General features: G+C 37.0%; 19 protein-coding genes. 12 read left to right on the forward strand and 7 right to left on the reverse strand.

What is annotated here, in order from left to right; genetic code table 11:
* Positions 1-94 precede the first annotated feature (94 nt).
* The 3 genes from NQ782_RS00840 (at position 95) to NQ782_RS00850 (ending at position 4,656) form a co-directional block, all read left to right on the forward strand.
* Positions 95-1,477, forward strand: coding sequence for an aspartate aminotransferase family protein (locus tag NQ782_RS00840; RefSeq protein WP_086231035.1), 1,383 nt, complete (start codon positions 95-97; stop codon positions 1,475-1,477).
* A 110-nt stretch (positions 1,478-1,587) separates the two neighbouring features.
* Positions 1,588-3,156 (forward strand): CoA-acylating methylmalonate-semialdehyde dehydrogenase, encoded by a 1,569-nt coding sequence (locus NQ782_RS00845; protein WP_057094339.1) that lies wholly within the window; start codon positions 1,588-1,590, stop codon positions 3,154-3,156.
* Between the two features lie 102 nt (positions 3,157-3,258).
* On the forward strand, positions 3,259-4,656 hold the full coding sequence (locus NQ782_RS00850) for an amino acid permease (RefSeq protein ID WP_001058173.1): 1,398 nt from the start codon (positions 3,259-3,261) through the stop codon (positions 4,654-4,656).
* A gap of 148 nt (positions 4,657-4,804) precedes the next feature.
* Here NQ782_RS00850 and NQ782_RS00855 read toward each other — a convergent pair whose 3' ends face one another.
* Positions 4,805-5,038: a DUF2171 domain-containing protein gene (locus NQ782_RS00855; RefSeq protein ID WP_001094391.1), complete on the reverse strand. Its 234-nt coding sequence runs from the start codon at positions 5,036-5,038 to the stop codon at positions 4,805-4,807.
* A 298-nt stretch (positions 5,039-5,336) separates the two neighbouring features.
* On the opposite strand from NQ782_RS00855, the gene NQ782_RS00860 reads away from it, so the two are divergent.
* The 6 genes from NQ782_RS00860 (at position 5,337) to NQ782_RS00885 (ending at position 9,590) form a co-directional block, all read left to right on the forward strand.
* Positions 5,337-6,311 (forward strand): acyl-CoA dehydrogenase, encoded by a 975-nt coding sequence (locus NQ782_RS00860; RefSeq protein WP_079745767.1) that lies wholly within the window; start codon positions 5,337-5,339, stop codon positions 6,309-6,311.
* Complete coding sequence (locus NQ782_RS00865) at positions 6,299-7,093, forward strand: PIG-L deacetylase family protein (protein ID WP_000536980.1); 795 nt, start codon at positions 6,299-6,301, stop codon at positions 7,091-7,093. The genes NQ782_RS00860 and NQ782_RS00865 overlap by 13 nt, the downstream gene beginning before the upstream one ends.
* Positions 7,068-7,667: a bifunctional 2-polyprenyl-6-hydroxyphenol methylase/3-demethylubiquinol 3-O-methyltransferase UbiG gene (locus tag NQ782_RS00870; protein ID WP_000581924.1), complete on the forward strand. Its 600-nt coding sequence runs from the start codon at positions 7,068-7,070 to the stop codon at positions 7,665-7,667. The genes NQ782_RS00865 and NQ782_RS00870 overlap by 26 nt, the downstream gene beginning before the upstream one ends.
* Positions 7,664-8,308, forward strand: a complete 645-nt coding sequence (locus tag NQ782_RS00875) for a glycosyltransferase family 2 protein (protein WP_000690470.1) — start codon at positions 7,664-7,666, stop codon at positions 8,306-8,308. The genes NQ782_RS00870 and NQ782_RS00875 overlap by 4 nt, the downstream gene beginning before the upstream one ends.
* 285 nt (positions 8,309-8,593) lie before the next feature.
* Positions 8,594-8,956, forward strand: a complete 363-nt coding sequence (locus NQ782_RS00880) for a NirD/YgiW/YdeI family stress tolerance protein (RefSeq protein WP_000721831.1) — start codon at positions 8,594-8,596, stop codon at positions 8,954-8,956.
* 163 nt (positions 8,957-9,119) lie between these two features.
* The gene (locus tag NQ782_RS00885) at positions 9,120-9,590 is read left to right on the forward strand and encodes an AnBLUF65 family BLUF photoreceptors (RefSeq protein WP_001102888.1); all 471 of its coding nucleotides are present in this window, start codon (positions 9,120-9,122) and stop codon (positions 9,588-9,590) included.
* On the opposite strand, the gene NQ782_RS00890 is transcribed toward NQ782_RS00885, so the two are convergent.
* The 4 genes from NQ782_RS00890 to NQ782_RS00905 all read right to left on the reverse strand — a co-directional run bounded on the left by NQ782_RS00890 (position 9,587) and on the right by NQ782_RS00905 (position 13,282).
* Positions 9,587-9,913, reverse strand: coding sequence for a hypothetical protein (locus NQ782_RS00890; RefSeq protein ID WP_000469224.1), 327 nt, complete (start codon positions 9,911-9,913; stop codon positions 9,587-9,589). The genes NQ782_RS00885 and NQ782_RS00890 overlap by 4 nt on opposite strands.
* Positions 9,914-10,480: 567 nt before the next feature.
* Entirely contained in the window at positions 10,481-11,086 is a 606-nt protein-coding gene (locus tag NQ782_RS00895; RefSeq protein ID WP_000429471.1) for a LysE family translocator, read from the reverse strand.
* Positions 11,087-11,136: 50 nt separating this feature from the next.
* Positions 11,137-11,973, reverse strand: a complete 837-nt coding sequence (locus NQ782_RS00900; protein ID WP_000097875.1) for an AraC family transcriptional regulator — start codon at positions 11,971-11,973, stop codon at positions 11,137-11,139.
* Positions 11,974-12,130: 157 nt separating this feature from the next.
* The gene (locus NQ782_RS00905; protein ID WP_004746675.1) at positions 12,131-13,282 is read right to left on the reverse strand and encodes an alpha/beta fold hydrolase; all 1,152 of its coding nucleotides are present in this window, start codon (positions 13,280-13,282) and stop codon (positions 12,131-12,133) included.
* A gap of 360 nt (positions 13,283-13,642) precedes the next feature.
* Here NQ782_RS00905 and gltS point away from each other — a divergent pair, with 360 nt between their 5' ends.
* Positions 13,643-14,878: a sodium/glutamate symporter gene (gene gltS, locus NQ782_RS00910; protein WP_000397471.1), complete on the forward strand. Its 1,236-nt coding sequence runs from the start codon at positions 13,643-13,645 to the stop codon at positions 14,876-14,878.
* 52 nt (positions 14,879-14,930) lie between these two features.
* On the opposite strand, the gene NQ782_RS00915 is transcribed toward gltS, so the two are convergent.
* The gene (locus NQ782_RS00915) at positions 14,931-15,833 is read right to left on the reverse strand and encodes an ATP-binding protein (protein ID WP_000423648.1); all 903 of its coding nucleotides are present in this window, start codon (positions 15,831-15,833) and stop codon (positions 14,931-14,933) included.
* A gap of 96 nt (positions 15,834-15,929) precedes the next feature.
* On the opposite strand from NQ782_RS00915, the gene NQ782_RS00920 reads away from it, so the two are divergent.
* Both NQ782_RS00920 and NQ782_RS00925 read left to right on the forward strand, forming a co-directional pair.
* Complete coding sequence (locus tag NQ782_RS00920; protein WP_267581169.1) at positions 15,930-16,628, forward strand: FadR/GntR family transcriptional regulator; 699 nt, start codon at positions 15,930-15,932, stop codon at positions 16,626-16,628.
* 27 nt (positions 16,629-16,655) lie between these two features.
* Positions 16,656-16,847, forward strand: a complete 192-nt coding sequence (locus tag NQ782_RS00925) for a hypothetical protein (protein ID WP_000637303.1) — start codon at positions 16,656-16,658, stop codon at positions 16,845-16,847.
* Between the two features lie 68 nt (positions 16,848-16,915).
* Here NQ782_RS00925 and NQ782_RS00930 read toward each other — a convergent pair whose 3' ends face one another.
* A complete protein-coding gene (locus NQ782_RS00930; protein ID WP_000590088.1) occupies positions 16,916-17,554 on the reverse strand; it encodes a TetR/AcrR family transcriptional regulator in 639 nt (212 codons plus the stop codon).
* Positions 17,555-17,696: the final 142 nt, after the last annotated feature.

Consider the following 17,696-nt stretch of genomic DNA (forward strand, 5'->3'; position numbering starts at 1 on the left):
GTTTTGTTTTTTTAAATCTAAACTCAAGATAATTTGAATTTATCAAACTTATCTCACTATGTACACTCAAACCATAATTTGAAAATAAACAGGAATGGTTATGTTTGATACGGATAAATTCAGCGACTCTGAACATACTTTGGACGCGGTTAAACCTAATAATAATATGCACATAAATTATCAGGTACACTGGATGCCTTTTTCAGCAAACCGAAACTTTGCTAAAGACCCACGTATGATTGTGGGTGCCAAAGGGTCTTATCTGATTGATGATTCTGGCCGTGAAATATTCGATTCACTTTCAGGCTTATGGACGTGTGGTGCAGGTCATACCTTGCCTGAAATTCAACAAGCGGTAAGTGCTCAATTAGGTCAGCTCGACTACTCACCAGCGTTCCAGTTTGGTCATCCATTGTCTTTTAAGCTGGCAGATAAAATTGTTCAGCATATGCCTGAAAAACTACAACACGTTTTCTTTACCAACTCAGGTTCGGAGTCGGCAGATACGTCTATAAAAATGGCACGAGCTTATTGGCGCATTAAAGGTAAACCAAGTAAAACCAAATTGATTGGTCGTGCCCGTGGCTATCATGGTGTGAACGTTGCGGGGACAAGTTTAGGTGGGATTGGAGGCAACCGTAAAATGTTTGGTCAACTGATGGATGTAGACCATTTACCTCATACTTTGCAACCTGATTTAACTTTTACCAAAGGCTGTGCAGAAACAGGCGGGGTAGAACTTGCCAATGAAATGCTTAAGTTAATTGAGCTACACGATGCTTCAAATATTGCAGCCGTCATTGTGGAGCCTATTTCTGGTTCTGCGGGTTGTATTGTGCCGCCAACAGGCTATTTACAACGTTTAAGAGAGATCTGTGATCAGCATGACATCTTGTTAATTTTTGATGAGGTGATTACAGGCTTTGGGCGTTTAGGAACGTGGACGGCAGCAGAATATTTTGGGGTAACACCAGATATTTTGAATTTTGCGAAACAGGTGACCAATGGTGCCATACCTTTAGGTGGAGTGGTGGCAAGCCATGAAATTTATTCTGCCTTTATGCAGCAGGACCTACCCGAACATGCAATTGAATTTACCCACGGCTATACCTATTCGGCCCATCCAGTCGCTTGTGCTGCCGCTTTAGCTGCGCTTGAAGTTTTAGAAAAGAAAAACCTGTTGGCTCAATCGGCGGCTTTGGCACCAAGTTTTGAAAGAATGCTGCATAGTTTAAAAGGCGCACCGCACATTTTAGACATTCGCAACTGTGGCTTGATTGGTGCTTTGCAGTTAGCTCCGCGTGATGGTGATGCCACCATCCGAGGCTTTGAGCTTGGTATGAAACTCTGGAAAGAAGGTTTCTATGTTCGCTTTGGTGGCGACACGCTTCAGTTCGGTCCAATGTTTAATAGTACAGAAGCAGATATTGACCGCTTAATGAATGCTGTGGGCGATGCGCTTTATCAAGTGAATTAAGCTTTATTAGGCATTTTACCGAGGTCTGTAATATCAACAGACCCATCTTCAAAATCTAAATGAAAAATACAGTTTGATCTGAAAACTAATTGTAGTAAGGAGTAACAACAATGACAAATGGCCTAGAAGATTTTAGCTATGACGAAGTTTCAACTGAAAATAGTACGCATAGTGAACAAGCCAAAAAAGTGCTAGGGCATTTCATTCAAGGAAGAATTGTATCTAAAACGGCAAGAAAACAGCCAGTTTACAATCCTGCGACGGGTGAAATTAGTAAAGAAGTCGAAATTGCAGATGCGCAAACGGTAAATGAAGCAGTTCAGGCAGCCGAGCAAGCATTTCCTGCATGGCGTGATACACCAGTCATTAAACGTGCACGTGTCATGTTTAAGTTCAAACAATTATTAGAGCAAAATGCCGAAAAGATTTGCGCTTTGATTGGGCAAGAGCACGGTAAAATTTCTCATGATGCTCAAGGCGAACTGCAACGTGGTATTGAAAATGTTGAATATGCTTGCGGCGCACCAGAGCTTTTAAAAGGGGAGTTTTCAAAAAATGTCGGACCAGATATCGACTCATGGAGTGAGTTCCAACCGCTAGGTGTTGTTGCTGGAATTACACCGTTTAACTTCCCGGCCATGGTGGCGTTATGGATGTTCCCAATGGCACTGGTTTGCGGTAACTGCTTTATTTTAAAACCTTCTGAAAAAGCACCTTCAGTGGTTTTATACCTTGCTGAACTTTTAAAACAGGCGGGTTTACCTGACGGCGTGTTTAACGTGGTGAATGGTGACAAAGAGGCGGTAGATGCCTTATTGCATCATCCTCGTATTCAGGCAGTCAGCTTTGTGGGTTCAACCCCAATTGCTGAATATATTTACCGTACAGCGACTTCAACGGGTAAACGTTGCCAAGCATTAGGCGGTGCAAAAAACCACGCGATTATTATGCCTGATGCCGATATTGATAACGTAGTGACTTCATTGTTAGGCGCAGCTTTCGGTTCTTCAGGTGAACGTTGTATGGCACTTTCGGTTGCGGTTGCCATTGGAGATGAAGTTGCTGATGTTGTGATTGATAAGCTGAGTCAAGAAATGAAAAAATTGAAGTTCGGCCACTATGCAGATGCAAGCAACGACTTTGGGCCACTTATTACCCAAGCACATAAAGACAAAGTACAAGCCTATATTCAAAGTGCAGAGCAGCAAGGCGCAAAAATTGTGGTCGATGGCCGCGATGCAAAACCGGCAGGCTATGAAAAAGGTTTCTTTGTTGGACCAACTTTAATTGATCAAGTCACACCAAACATGACCAGTTACCAACAAGAAATTTTTGGTCCTGTGTTGCAAGTTATGCGTGTAAATACCATGCAAGAAGCGATGCAACTCATTAATGACCATGAATATGGTAACGGTACTTGTATCTATACCCGTGACGGTGAAGCAGCACGCTATTTTAGCAGTCACATTCAAGTCGGTATGGTGGGGATTAACGTGCCTTTACCAGTTCCTGTTGCTTATCATAGCTTTGGTGGCTGGAAACGTTCGTTATTTGGTGATTTACATGCGTATGGTCCAGATGGTGTCCGTTTCTACACACGCCGTAAAACCATTACACAGCGCTGGCCTTCGGCTCAAGTCCGTGAAGCAAAACAGTTCTCAATGCCAACTTTAAATTAATTTTTATTATCAGGGAAAACAGCAGTTTTCCCTTTTTTCATGACTGTAGGATTTTGAAATGTAATAGATTGTTTTTATGGATATATTTTTAAGGAATGAAATATGAATAATGATAGAACAAAAAAATTAGGCGAAGGACTTTCAAATCGCCATATCACAATGATTAGTATTGGCGGTGTTATTGGTGCTGGTTTATTTGTTGGTTCATCTTCTGCAATTGCCAAGGCCGGCCCAGCGGTGATTCTTGCGTACCTGATTACCAGCATTATGGTATTTCTGGTTATGCGTATGTTAGGTGAAATGGCCGTTTTAGAACCAGACACTGGTTCATTTTCTACCTATGCCCGTAAAGCAATTGGCCCATGGGCAGGCTTTACAATAGGTTGGTTATATTGGTGGTTTTGGGTACTAGCGATTCCGGTAGAAGCCATTGCAGGTGCTGAAATTTTACATTCGTGGTTTCCGAGCGTTTCGGTTTCTATCTATGCATTTTGCTTTATTGTGTTCTTAAGCTTAGCTAACTTTTTTAGTACCAAAAGTTTTGGTGAGTTTGAGTTCTGGTTTTCTTTGGTCAAAGTGGTAGCCATTATTGGTTTCATTATTATTGGTATTTTGGCAATTTCAGGTATTTGGCCTTTAGCTAAAAATGTCAGTGGTGTTGCCAATTTATACAACAACGCTGGTTTTATGCCGCACGGTATGGGAGGAATTTTATCTGCCATTTTAATTACGGCATTTTCATTCTTTGGTGTGGAAATTGTTTCGATTGCCGCAGCAGAGTCATCTAACCCTAAACAAAAAATTAGACGTGCCACCAATTTGGTGTTGTACCGTATTATTCTTTTTTTCGTGGTCTCAATGTTTATTGCGGTTTCGCTTGTCGATTGGCGTTCACCGGACTTACAAAAGTATGGGACATTCCAATACGTTTTAATGAGCTTAAACGTACCGGGCACTAAACTTATTATTGATACGGTCGTGTTTATCGCCGTGGCGAGCTGTATGAATGCGGCAATTTATACATCTTCTCGTATGTTATTTCGTTTGGGAACACGTAATGAAGCACCACAGGCAGTCACTAAAGTGAACTATGCCGGTGTACCTGCAATTGCGGTGTTTTCCTCAACTTTTATTGGTTTAGTATGCTGTGTCATTAACTATGTATTTCCTGGAAAAGTCTTTGGCTTATTGCTCTCAAGCACAGGGTCAATTGCTTTACTCGTGTACTTGGTTATTGCGTTTTCGCAACTACGTTTAAGACATAAGCTAGAAGCGGCTGGAGCGGAAATTCCATTTAAAATGTGGTTATTCCCATGGCTGACTTGGTTTGTGATTATCATTATTTTAAGTGTATTGGCTTATATGTTCTTCTCACCAGCCTATAGTTATGAAACGACTCTATCTTTAGGTGTAACCTTAGGTGTGGTGGTTTGCGGTTTGTTTGTGACCCGAAAGCGTAAAGCAACCCGTTCGGTTGCGATCAATCAGAGTAATTTATAAAAATATTAAATTAAAATTTTAACCATATAAATAAAAAGCTCCTTAATAAAAAGGAGCTTTTTATTTTTTAATTTTAATTATTTTATTTTAATTGTAGTTGGGTTTTTATAATAATATAAAAAGTTAAAAGCTAACTAAGCAAAGATATTTAAATCGCTTGCCAGTTTTCTTTAACTTCTTCTGAGTTTTTATTTAAAATGACTTGATCTTCTTTTACCTCCCCAATCCAAGAAGTAGGGATAAGATGATGTTGATCATTTTCATCTTTGGTGAGTTTTAACTGATTTTCACCTTCAAGATGATCGACAGTTCCTACTTTGGTGCCACAAGAAGCAATAACGTCTGCATGTTTTTTAATATCATTAATATTTAAAGTATTCATCTTTGACCTCTTCTTTGGAAATAGAAAAACGGTAGAAACTAAATTACTGGATAAAACGGCAGAAATCCTTAATTTTTAATAAACCTTACATGATTATTTTATAATTTCACTTAAGCGATATATTTAAATAACAATGAAATAAAAAGAAATATTCATTGAATAAAGTTATAGAAAATATCTTTTTATTACATTTTATATCTTTAATTAAACAGAATTATTTCGATATGTTTAAGTGAATACTTTTGAATAATTATTTGTAATGAATATTAAAATATCTATAAATATGGCAATCTTGAGTATGTTGAATGAATTTGAACATGCTCAGGCCGAAAACAAAAGTCAGCTCCGCCAAGATTTACTCTACCAATTGGTAAGTTTATCTAAAAGTTTGCCTTATCCAGCTTCAGGTCATACCTATCAGCGATGGCAATTATTTGCTCAAATTTCAGGATATGATTTAAGTCTCGCTAAATTATTTGAGTCACATCATGATGCTTTAAGTATTTTAAATGAATTGGGCTATCAAGTCGAAATCGATGATCAGACTTGGGCGGTATGGGCAGCAGAGGGTGGGCCTGCACCTGTACAGGTCCAGAACAATCATTGTAATGGTATAAAAACCTGGTGCTCAGGTGCAGAGTTTATTCAAAAAGCCCTAATGAGTTATAAGGACAAAGAAGGCCAAGCACAGCTTTGTATCGTTGATTTGGCTCATCCCTCGGTTTATGTTGACTTGAGCCACTGGCAAGCAGTCGGTATGCAGGGAACCCAAACAGCTCAAGTGCATTTTGACAATACTCCTGTTATTCCTATCGGACTGCCAAATTGCTATTTGGAGCGTCCGGGTTTTTGGCATGGTGCTGCTGGTGTTGCGGCTTGTTGGTATGGTGCCGCGGTACGCTTGGTTAGCTTCTTACATAAAAGTTGCACCCTTAACCCAAACGCATTTAAAAAAATGTATTTAGGGGAGTTGGCTCAACAGCTTTCTGTAACCAAACAGTATTTTCAATATATTGCCAAGCTCATTGATGATGAGCCTGCGCTCAGCCATGAGCGTGAAATCCGTATATTACGTGCCCAAACAGAACAATGCTGCCAGAGTGTTATTCAACTCGTTGGTAAAGCTTTGGGCGCGCATCCTTATTGTGAAGAGCCTACATTTTCACAGCTCATCGCTGATTTACCAGTATTTATCCGACAGAGCCATGCGGCTTTTGATTATGAGTCTATTGCTGAGCTCTGTTTACCGGAGAAAAGCTTATGGGAACTTTGAAGCATCCCTTAGTAGAGGACCGTATGATTTCAGGTGAAGGTACACCCGAATTCATGTGGCTTGAGGCATTTAAAAAGAATCCTTTAGATCGGCTGAATTTAAAGTTGTTTCAGTCTAAAAGAGTGGTGATTGTTGCTCCGCATCCTGATGACGAAGTGCTGGGTTGTGGCGGCTTAATGCAGCAGCTAGTTGAGCAAAACTGTCATATTGTCATTTTGGCAGTCAGTAATGGAACACAAAGCCATCCTCATTCAGTGAAATATACCCCTGACCAATTGAACGATTTACGTCCGCAAGAAACACTGGCTGCTTTAAACACTTTAGGTATTTCAGCTTTTTCTGAACGGATTGGTTTAAATCTAATGGATGGTCAAATTCATTTACAGACTGATCAATTGAATCAGGCGCTTAGCCAAATAGTTCAGCCCGAAGATATTTTAATTTGTAGCTATGCACTTGATGGCCATCCAGATCATGAGGCTGTCGGGAAAACAGTACAAGCTTTTGCCGAAGCTCGGGACTTACTATGTTTGCATGTATTGATCTGGGCATGGCATTGGGCAGAGCCTTTTGACACGCGAATTAACTGGTCCAAAGCAAAAGCTTATGCCTTAACTGAAAACCAGTTAATTAAAAAACATCAGGCGGTTATGCAATTTAAAACACAACTTGAAGCCGATGAGAGCACAGGAAATTCCGCCGTTTTATCCTCAAGTGCGATTAGCCGTCTTTTAATGCCTTATGAGGTATATCTGAGTGATTCATTCTCGTGTGTATTTTGAAGAGTTGTATCGTAGTAATAATGACCCGTGGGGCTATGACTATCACTGGTATGAAGCCCGTAAAAGACAAATCTGCCTTGCATTATTAACACGACCACACTATGAAAAAGTTTTAGAAATTGGTTGTTCAAATGGGCATTTAAGTGTTTATCTGGCTCAGCGCGCTGCTCATCTGTTATGTATTGATGTGTCGAAGCAAGCCGTTCAGCTCGCATCCCAACGGTTAGAAGCATTTGAACATGTGACTGTTGAAAATAGAAAAATACCTGAAGATTTTTATGAACAAAAATTTGACCTGATTGTAATTAGCGAAGTGGCGTACTACCTCACATTCGATGAGTTAGGTGAGTTTATTGAACAGTTAAAGCAGGCCTTAAACCCGGAAGGTGAAATTTTGTGTTGCCATTGGCGACATGATATTCAGGATTTTGAATTGAATGCCCAAAAAGTCCATCAAAGCTTTCAACAATCTTTTCCATTTCATCACTATTTAAGTCTGAACGATCCGGACTTTATGGTCGATGTTTGGACGGTTAATCCTTCATCAATAGCTCAGCGAGAACAATTACGATGAAAATAGGTGTTGTAGTTCCAGCGCATAATGAAGAGCAACATTTGCCAGCCTGTTTGCAATCAATTCAGGAGGCGATTGAAAAAGTACCGGATGAACAAGTCGAGGTCATGGTCGTACTTGATAGTTGTACGGATCAGTCGCGCTCAATTGTACAGCGCTACGGAGTAAGCTGGATTGAATGCAATTATGCATGTGTCGGAAAGGCACGGGACTTAGGTATCCGCCAACTTATTCAAAATGGCGCAACATGGCTGGCCTGTACCGATGCTGATAGTGTGGTCAGCCCTGACTGGTTACGCTGTCAGATTTTGCATCAACCTACAGATGCAATTTGCGGTATTGTGACTTTAGATGACCTTAGCCGTTTATCAGTTATGAAACAAAAAAAATATTTATCGCATTATCAGGATTGTATGGATCATCACCATATTCATGGCGCAAATTTAAGTTTTAGTGCTGCTGCTTACATGCAAGTAGGCGGTTTTGAACCTGTTCCTTGCCATGAAGATGTTTCGCTCATTCAAAAACTGATAAGGCAGTGCTGTAATATTACATGGAGCAATTTAGTTCGGGTAACTACCAGTAGTCGACTCGAAGGAAGAGCGCCAGAAGGCTTATCAAAATTTTTAGAAAATCTTTAATTAAACTTATTTTCTTAAGATTATTTTAATAATTAAAATATATTCTAAACTCAAATCCTCTGTTATACATAGTGTTTTAGTGTTCATTGAGCTATACCTTTTTGCCACATCACCCGATGTGGTTTTTTTCATTATGACCATACAAACATCTAGGCCAACGAAAAGACCTTCTCAACAATAGTGCTGTATATCTGACACGATGACACAAAAAATCACAAAAGCTAAAACTCACGGTTTTCATAAATTGTTTAGATAGCTATAGATAAAATAACGAGGAGAATATTCATGAAAAAAATATTATTTACCACACTCACTGGACTTGTTTTATTAACTAGTAGTACAGCATTTGCAAGAACAGATCCCGCTTTACTTAATCAAGCAGCAAAAAATGTAGTCACTGTTTCAAAAGCTAAAACTTTAGCTGATGAAACAGGGGTAACCTTAACTGGTACTATCGTTAAGCATATTGCTGGCGACCATTATGAATTTAAAGACAAAACAGGTTCAATCATGATTGATGTCGATGATGATTTGGCAAATGGTTGGCAGTTAAAGGTTGGAGATAAAGTGCGTATTGTAGGTGAGGTTGATACCCACCGCGTTAAACCGACTGAAATTGAAGTGTTACAAATTGAACGTGTTAAATAATTTTTCATTTTAAATAAAAAGCTCGAACTAGATTCGGGCTTTTTTATTGAAATAAGCAAGCTTATAAATTTTTTATAATAATGAAATATAAAGTATTTTAAATAAAGGTATGTTAAGTTGAAAATTCCATTAATAATGAAATTTTATATTTCACGGAAGTCTTATGAACGTTCGCCTGTGTTATGCCAGCCAACGAAATGAAAAAAATGAAGATTTGCTACAAGATTTACGTGATATTCTGACAGAAGCTCGTGATTTCAACGATTTAAACGGGATTTGTGGGGTGCTTTATTATGCCGATAATGCATTTTTTCAATGTCTAGAAGGCGAACAAGAGGTCGTTGAAAGATTATTTGAAAAAATTCAAAAAGATCAAAGGCATTATAATATTAAATGGTTATGCACATACTCCATTGATGAACACTCTTTTCAGCGTTGGTCAATGAAATACGTGCAGCGTAATACAAATATTGAAGCTTTCTTTCTTAACATGGGAGAGAATACCTTTAACCCGCTTTTGCTGAACCAGCAAAACCTCAAATTTTTCTTAAATGAACTCTTAATTGCAGAGCAAACCAAGATGAATACGGTTAAAAAAGTTGGAATGGTGAATAGGGGAGTAAACCCGTTCTAGCTATTAGATGCGATACCGATATGGATGTGTTTGAGTTTAGGTACGATTTGTGTCATGACTAAATAGACAATTACTGAAATCGACAGCATCCATATCACTTCTAAACTTTGACTAATCACAAACATTGCCCAGTAAAAAAAGCTAAAAAGGGCAATACACAGTCCGCTTCCTTTGTAGTACCAAGTAATAAATATTCCAAAGAGCGCTGAAGAAATGATGAGATTTAGTGTCTGATTCATTCCTAGATAGTTAAAAAGAATAATTAGTAAGCATAAAGCTAACATTGATAGTAAATATACAAATATATTTTTTGCAATAAACATTCTTTATATCCTATCTGAAGATTTAAAAAGTAATCTTTCCTCTGTTTCCAGAGGAAAGATAGTACATATTCATTTTTTGAGATTCTTTTTCTATTATTGAGACTTTTTATATTAATAAAGATGACTTTATCATTTTCTCCAGATCTCTTTATTAATATTCAGCTTTCTATTTAATAGTAAAGAGTGCTTATATGTACTGAAATTAATTATAGGAAAAACAATCAATTATGTTGTAAGCTTTAGCTTACATAATTGTGAGACATTGCCTACATTTGTATAAAAAATAACCTAATTTTACAAAGTTATATGAATAAAACTTTATATTTTACATATGTTTATTTAAAATTATTGTTGGGATGGTCTTTACATAAATAACAAAAAGTAACATCGGATTTTCAATCATTATTTTTAAATAAAACTTGATGAATTAAAAATATTATTATTAAAAAGTTAGTTAATATGAGTTTTTATAATTTGTATAATGAAAATTAATAATTTAAAGATATAAATTTAAAATATGTTTGTTAAAAATAGATTTCCTTATCTATTTTGATTAGGTTTGGATGATCAAAATCTAGGCAACATGGGCCACCAGACTGAGGCTAGTAATATAATAGCCATTATCTTGTTAAAAATATTTATATGTTTTGGTTTTGAAAGAAGCCGAGTACTTAGTCTGCCTACTAAGGCCCATAGGTAGAGACAAGGAAATGCTATAAGTAAAAAAATGCAGGATAAAATTGAGACATTTATCAAGATATCTTGTCCCTGTTTTGTATAGACGCTAATAACTGCAAAAGCCATCATCCATGTTTTAGGATTAATCGCTTGCATTAAAAAAGCAGCTTTAAAACCAATAGGAGGGTATTGTTCATTTTTTTCTAAAGAGATAACAGGATTGTAGTTATATAGTTTCCAAGCTAGAACGGTAAGCCAGATTAAACCACTCCATGTCATAATTTTTTGAATAACAGGGTAAGCAAGAATAGTGGAGCCAAGGCCAATACCAACCACTAATACAAGTAAGGCTGCTCCAATACAAGAACCTAAAATAACGGGAAGTGTTTTAGAAATTTTATAATGACTACTTAAACTTAAAATTATAAAGTTGGTCGGGCCTGGAGTAATTGAGGCAACAATTGCAAATAATGAAAATGCAGTGAGGTTTTCCATCTTGTCTACCTTAGTTAATTGGGAGAGACAAGATGAAATAATTAAGATTTTTAATCTTGAAGATTTGTGCAGATTTTTCTGTAAGCGGCTGGTGTTAGTCCATAACAGCGTTTAAACCAACGACTTAAATGACTTTGGTCTGAAAAACATAAATCAGAAGCAACTTGTGCTGGAGAAATACTTCTAGCGAGTAAATCACGTGCTCGAGTAAGCCTAAGTTGAATAAGATATTGATGAGGAGCTAAATGAAAAGTGGATTTAAAAATACGGTGAATATGGTAACGGTCTAGTCCCACCATACGTGATATATCTTCTAACCCAATATCTTCAAATAAATGATCATGCAGAATATCTCGGATTTGATGGGCGATTTGGGGTACATGAATACACGAAGATTGAGAAGCTTTTTTTAACCATTTACCTTGGGCAATATATTGAATAAGCACATCTAGACTATTGTCTTTCACAATATTCATTTCTTTATAGTGTAAGTGTCGAAATGCTTGTGAAGTAATGATTGCGAGTTGATCATCGGATTTTAATGGCGCATCAATCACTAGTTCGTAATGATCAGGGCTGTTGTGAAACAAACCTTGAAGGCGTTGCTTTAACCATTCTGGATGTAGATAAAGCATTTGGTAGGTAAAACCATCAGATGCAGGCGCATGTCCATCATGAATTTCTTCTGGCTCAAGCATAAAGACTTGCCCAGCATGACTATTGATTTGCTTTCTACGGCAATGAAATTGTTGAATGCCAGATTCAGTTACACCAATTAAATAACTTGAATGCCAATGGGGATCATAAGCATGGCCAGTAAAATGAGCACGGATTGTTTCGATACCCGTATTGGTATCTTTTGACATATCCACCCAGTTACTACTCATAAGCACTGACCTATAAACTTTTAATCTTAGCCCCTGAAACAGTATAAAAGAGATAAAATTAGTTCTAGAAGATTTGTGCAAAAACTTTAAAAATTTAGTGTGCATTAAAACCAGCCTAAAGTTTAACAGGCTGGTTTTTCATTAACGTTTGAATTGATTAATCTGAACGTGTAGCCAGCCAATTACTCATTTCAGGCCAAACAGAGGTCGGAGCTTGGCTACCGGACACTACGCCCATATGGCCGCCGGGCACAGTTTTGAATGTTTTATCTTGGCTACTAATTAAATCCATAAGGGGCTTAACAGCATCGGCGGTCACAATAATGTCTGTATCTCCACCTACAGCCAATACTGAACAATCAATATCTTTTAAATAAGCTGTAAGTTCCCCAAATTTGATTACACCTGTTGAGAGTTCATTATCAATCCAGAAACGTAAAATAATGTCGCGCATAACGCCACCCGGATAGGCCAGCATATTGTCGATAAATGAACTAGAGGTAGCGTGGTCAACAATAAATTCTCGGTTATCCAGATTTTTAAGAAGTTGCCAATAGGTTTTTAAATTGCCAATGGGGTCCGTTAATTTAAAACCGAGTGTGTTTTGCCATCCATGGATATGAAACACTTCACTTGGTACATGTTGGCGAATACGAAAAGGCGTATGCTTACGGACCCACTGTGCAGGTTTAGTCAGACTTCCATAGAGCTTACCCATATAACCTGCTTTATGTGTGTCGATCGGGGAAGCAAGAATCATCAGATTCTTAATATCTTTATCTTTAAATAACGCGGTATAGCAAAGTGAAAGTGCACCACCTAAACTCCAGCCATGTAATGAAAGCTGTTGTTGTCCACTATGTATACGGACCTGCTTTAACATTTCAGGCATAAAGACTTTTACGTAGGTGCCAAAATTGTATTTGGCTTGATTTCGGGTAGGTACGCCCCAGTCTATTAAGTAAACCTCGAAGCCTTGATCTAAAAAATAGCGTATGAGACTGCGGGTAGGAAACAAATCGTAAATGAGCATGTTCACAGCTAAAGGTGGAACAATCACTAACGGCACACGGTGTTTGTGTGCAGAAGCCTCTGTCTCATTTCTATAATGGCGAAGGCTTATAATTTCATGCTTATAAATTACATCAAAAGGTGTTTTTCCTGACAGGGCAATTTCCGATCCTCTAAAAAACAGATCTGATGCATTGGAGAGCATGTGAGGTATTTTCTGACCAGCACGCTTTTTAAGAGATGTTTTAATCGACTGTACCTGTGGAACATTCTGTCGAACTTTAAGCAATAAACTCATTGAATATAAAACCTATAAAGATGTTGCCCAGAGCAAATAACGAGCTGGTCTTTTGCGGATATTAAAGGGAATAAAAGATGAGTTCAGTGACCTAAAAGACAGGATTTTCTGTTTAAGAGATCAAAGTGAAGTTATACTAAATTAATGATTTATTTACATAAGATTTTGAAATGATTGATAAATTGAATTATAGGGCATGATTTTGTATAAAATATTTAAAAATTTAAGCTATTCTTAAGAATAGTAAAAATTTATTGGTAGGGTAATTTTGTAAAGTTTATTTGTGTTTTTTTTACATATTAAAAAATAAAATATAATTATTTTACAATCCGTTAGGAATGTAATCAGAAAGTAGTATATATGGAATTTGTTTTTAATGGTTTTTATACACTAATTTCGGCGGTCATCGTTCTATTGTTGGGTCGCTTTCTTGTCAATCGGATTGATTTTTTAAAACGTTATAATATCCCTGAACCAGTAGCAGGTGGTTTGGTCGCTGCGGTAGTTTCTTTACTTGTCCACACTTTTTGGGGATACAGTATTGTTTTTAGCAGTGAATTACAAACCAGCTTTATGCTCGTGTTCTTTGCTTCAATTGGTTTAAGTGCCAATTTTATGAAGCTTAAAGAGGGTGGTACTGCTTTAGTCATCTTCTTAATTTGTGTAGCCTCATTTATTGTTGTTCAAAATGCTGTCGGTATGAGCCTTGCAACCTTATTGGGTCTAGACCCACTTATTGGTTTGATTGCAGGTTCAATTACATTAACCGGTGGTCATGGTACAGCAGGTGCGTGGGGTGAAATTCTAGAAAGCCAGCATGGTATTCAGGGTGCTTTAGCGTTAGGTATGGCAAGTGCTACGTTTGGCTTGATTATTGGTGGTGTTATTGGTGGTCCTTTAGCCAAATTGCTCATTAATCGTTATAGCCTTGCTCAAGCAAAAACCAATGCTGAGATTCAGCAGCGTGACACGCATGTTGAACAAAATTCAGATGATCTTGCACCGTTTGAAAACCCGCATCAAGTTCGTTTAATTACTGCCGACAATGCAATTACCACGCTTGGTATGTTTGCAGCCTGTTTAGCATTTGCTGAATTTATGACTGGCTTCAGTAAGGGAACTTGGTTTGAGTTACCAACTTTCGTTTGGGCGCTTGGTGGCGGTGTAATCTTAAGAAATATTTTAGAAAGCGTGTTGAAGGTTGATATTTTTGACCGCGCGATTGACGTTTTTGGTAATGCGTCTTTATCTCTTTATTTAGCAATGGCATTGCTTTCATTAAAGCTTTGGCAACTTGCTGACTTAGCAGGTCCACTTGTGGTTATTTTAGGTGCTCAAACACTGACGATGGCTTTATACGCAGCATTTGTGACTTTCCGTGTAATGGGGAAAAATTACGATGCGGCAGTATTGGCAGCAGGTCACTGTGGTTTCGGTATGGGGGCTACACCAACCGCCGTTGCAAATATGCAGGCGATTACCAATATGTATGGCCCATCGCATAAAGCATTCTTAATTGTTCCGCTTTGTGGTGCATTCTTTGTCGACTTGATTAATGCAACTGTGATTCAGCTTATGTTGAAATTTATTGCTTAATTAAAAAAAGCCCGTAAGGGCTTTTTTTATGGAGCATGTTATAGCCAACAACTTAAACCGCTAAACCTGCTGCACTTAGCATTTCTTGGCCCACAATCATTTTGGCAAATTGATTGGCAATTCTTCCTGAGCGGTTGCCTTGCTGAGTTGCATATTGAATAGCTTTTAACTGAATCGTTTCCCAAGTTTCGCGTTGTTGCCATTTGTATTCATTTAGCCAGTATTGAACAGTTTTTAAATACTCTTGTTGGCTAAAGCCATAGAAATTAATTTGTAAACCAAATCTGTCTGCTAAAGAAATCTTTTGTTCAATGCTGTCGCCAGGGCGTAATTCGCCATTTTCCCCGACATTTAACTCGGTATTATCTTTGTTGTATTCGGCCACCATATGCTTTCGATTTGATGTTGCATAAATGAGTGTATTGTCTGAACTAGAGGCCAGTGAACCATCTAATACAGTTTTTAAAGTTGCGTAACTTGAGTCACCAGCTTCAAAGGCCAAGTCATCACAAAAAATGATAAAACGCTCAGTACGGTCTTGCAGTAAGTTTATAATTTTAGGCAAATCTTCTAAATACTTTTTCTCAAGTTCAATCACCCGAAGGCCTAAGTGGTGATATTCATTTAAACAGGCTTTTACAATAGACGACTTGCCTGTACCACGTGAGCCTGTCATGAGTACATTATTTGCCAACAAGCCTTTTGCAAAGGCTTCAGTATTTAGTTTTACTTTGTTGAGTTGGCTGTCGATATTGCAAAGATGATTAAAAGAAATGAGTTGAGGTTTGCGGATCGCGACGAGCGAACCTTTATTATTTTCTCTTTCCCATCTAAAGGCAATCGCCTCATCTAAGACATCTACAGAAATTTCTTGGGTTTTAGAAATTTTTTCGACTGCTTGAGTAAGCTTTTGAATTTCAAAAATAAGATTTGAAATTGTCTGACTTAATTCCATGGGCTCAACCTTTAAAAATGCATGAAAGAGAAATTGAACAATTAAACATAGGATGATAGTATCACCGTATGTTTAAGCTTACTAGTACCAATTTTAATGATTGAGCAAATTCAAAAAAGATCTCTGGTCGATGAAGTGATTCATGTCATACGTCAGAATATTAAAAATGACATTTGGAAAGTAGATGAGAAAATTCCGACTGAACCTGAGCTTGTTCAAGGTTTGGGTGTGGGTCGAAACACCATTCGAGAAGCAATTAAAATTTTAGAATATTTAGGTGTTTTAGAAGTCAAACAAGGGCTGGGTACTTTTGTACGCACGAAAAATGAATTTTCGATTGTGATTAATTCAATTCATCATTCTGATTTATATGAACACGTAGAAGTACGATGTTTATTAGAAATCGAAATTGCTAAATTAGCCGCTAGACATAGCACGCCTGAAGATATGCGCGATGTTATAGCGTGTTTAGAACATAGAGCAGCAACAAATCAACAAAATGTTGCTAACTTCATGTTAAGTGATAAGAAACTACATTTGGCAATTGCCAAGGCGACTCATAATAAAGCTTTACAGGCAACTTATGAGTATTTCTTAAACTCAAGCTATCAATACACCTTAGAGCTAGTGACTAATAAAAATTTACCTGACCCAAACCAGCAAATACATAGTGAACTTGTTCAAGCTATTCAACACAAGTCTGAGTCAGAAGCCATGCGAATTGCGGAGTCTATGTTGGCGCCCATATTACGTTCGTTAGATTCAATTAAAGCTGACTTTGTCCAAAACCACTAAATAGCTAGATCAAATACTATGAGTTTTATGATTGTTTCGAACAACTTTGCTGTTCCTTACTATTTAAATCTGAGGAAAGAAAAGGGAATGACGGCCTATTATTGGGCAACTCATCAATCTCAGTTAGCTCTATTTGACTCTTACGAATTGGCTTATCGCTTTTACTTTCCATCTCGACATATTTTGATTCGAAGTGAAATTAAAGCTTTCGCTCAGTAATATAATAATTGAGTACAACACCACCATATATTAAAAACATAGGAGAACTGGCTCCTATGTTTTAAAATTTATGGTTCACTGACTAATCTTAATATATTTTTTAAAAGTATACTTCTTAAAAATTCTTTATAACTTTCATCTGTATTTTTGTTCGAATGTTGAACTAAATATCCATTAAGTTGAGTGATTATAATAATGGCTCTTTCTTTATATTCTTCTGAAGATATTTTATTATGAATAGGAAGGATGATTTTATATATAAGTTCAAGATTATACTTTTGTATGATTGACAAAGCTTCATATACATAGGGTAAATGATCTGAAATAGAGAAAAACTCTTTAAATGCATTTGTAATGATCGGTTGCTCTATTTCATAAATTATATTAGTGATAATATTCATAAATCGAATTAAAGGTGGTTCATTTGCATTCAAATTGATTAAAATTTCAATACGCTGTATATAGTCACAAATTAATTTATTAAGTAAAGCTTTTAATAAAATATCTTTATTTTGAAAATAATGTTGCAAAGTACTTAAACTAATATTTGATTGAGTTGCAACTCCTCTCATACTAAATCCGGAATAACCTTTAGTAAGAAAAACTATTTCAGCATTTCTTAAGATCTGCTTTATTCTTTCTTGCCCTTTTAGCGTGGTAAAGGACTTCTTTATTTGCATAGTATCAAAGGTATCAATTTTGATCATTATCCAGCCTGTAAGTACTATTTAAAAAAAGGCATTCTAAACCATGAAATTAAAAAAATATAAATAAAATATTTAAATTCTATTAAACTAAAATTAGGTCGGATGACCTATATTTTTTAAATCTAGGTCATTCGACCTAATT

This window comes from Acinetobacter sp. BD54 (genome assembly GCF_044778325.1).
GTDB lineage: Bacteria > Pseudomonadota > Gammaproteobacteria > Pseudomonadales > Moraxellaceae > Acinetobacter > Acinetobacter baumannii.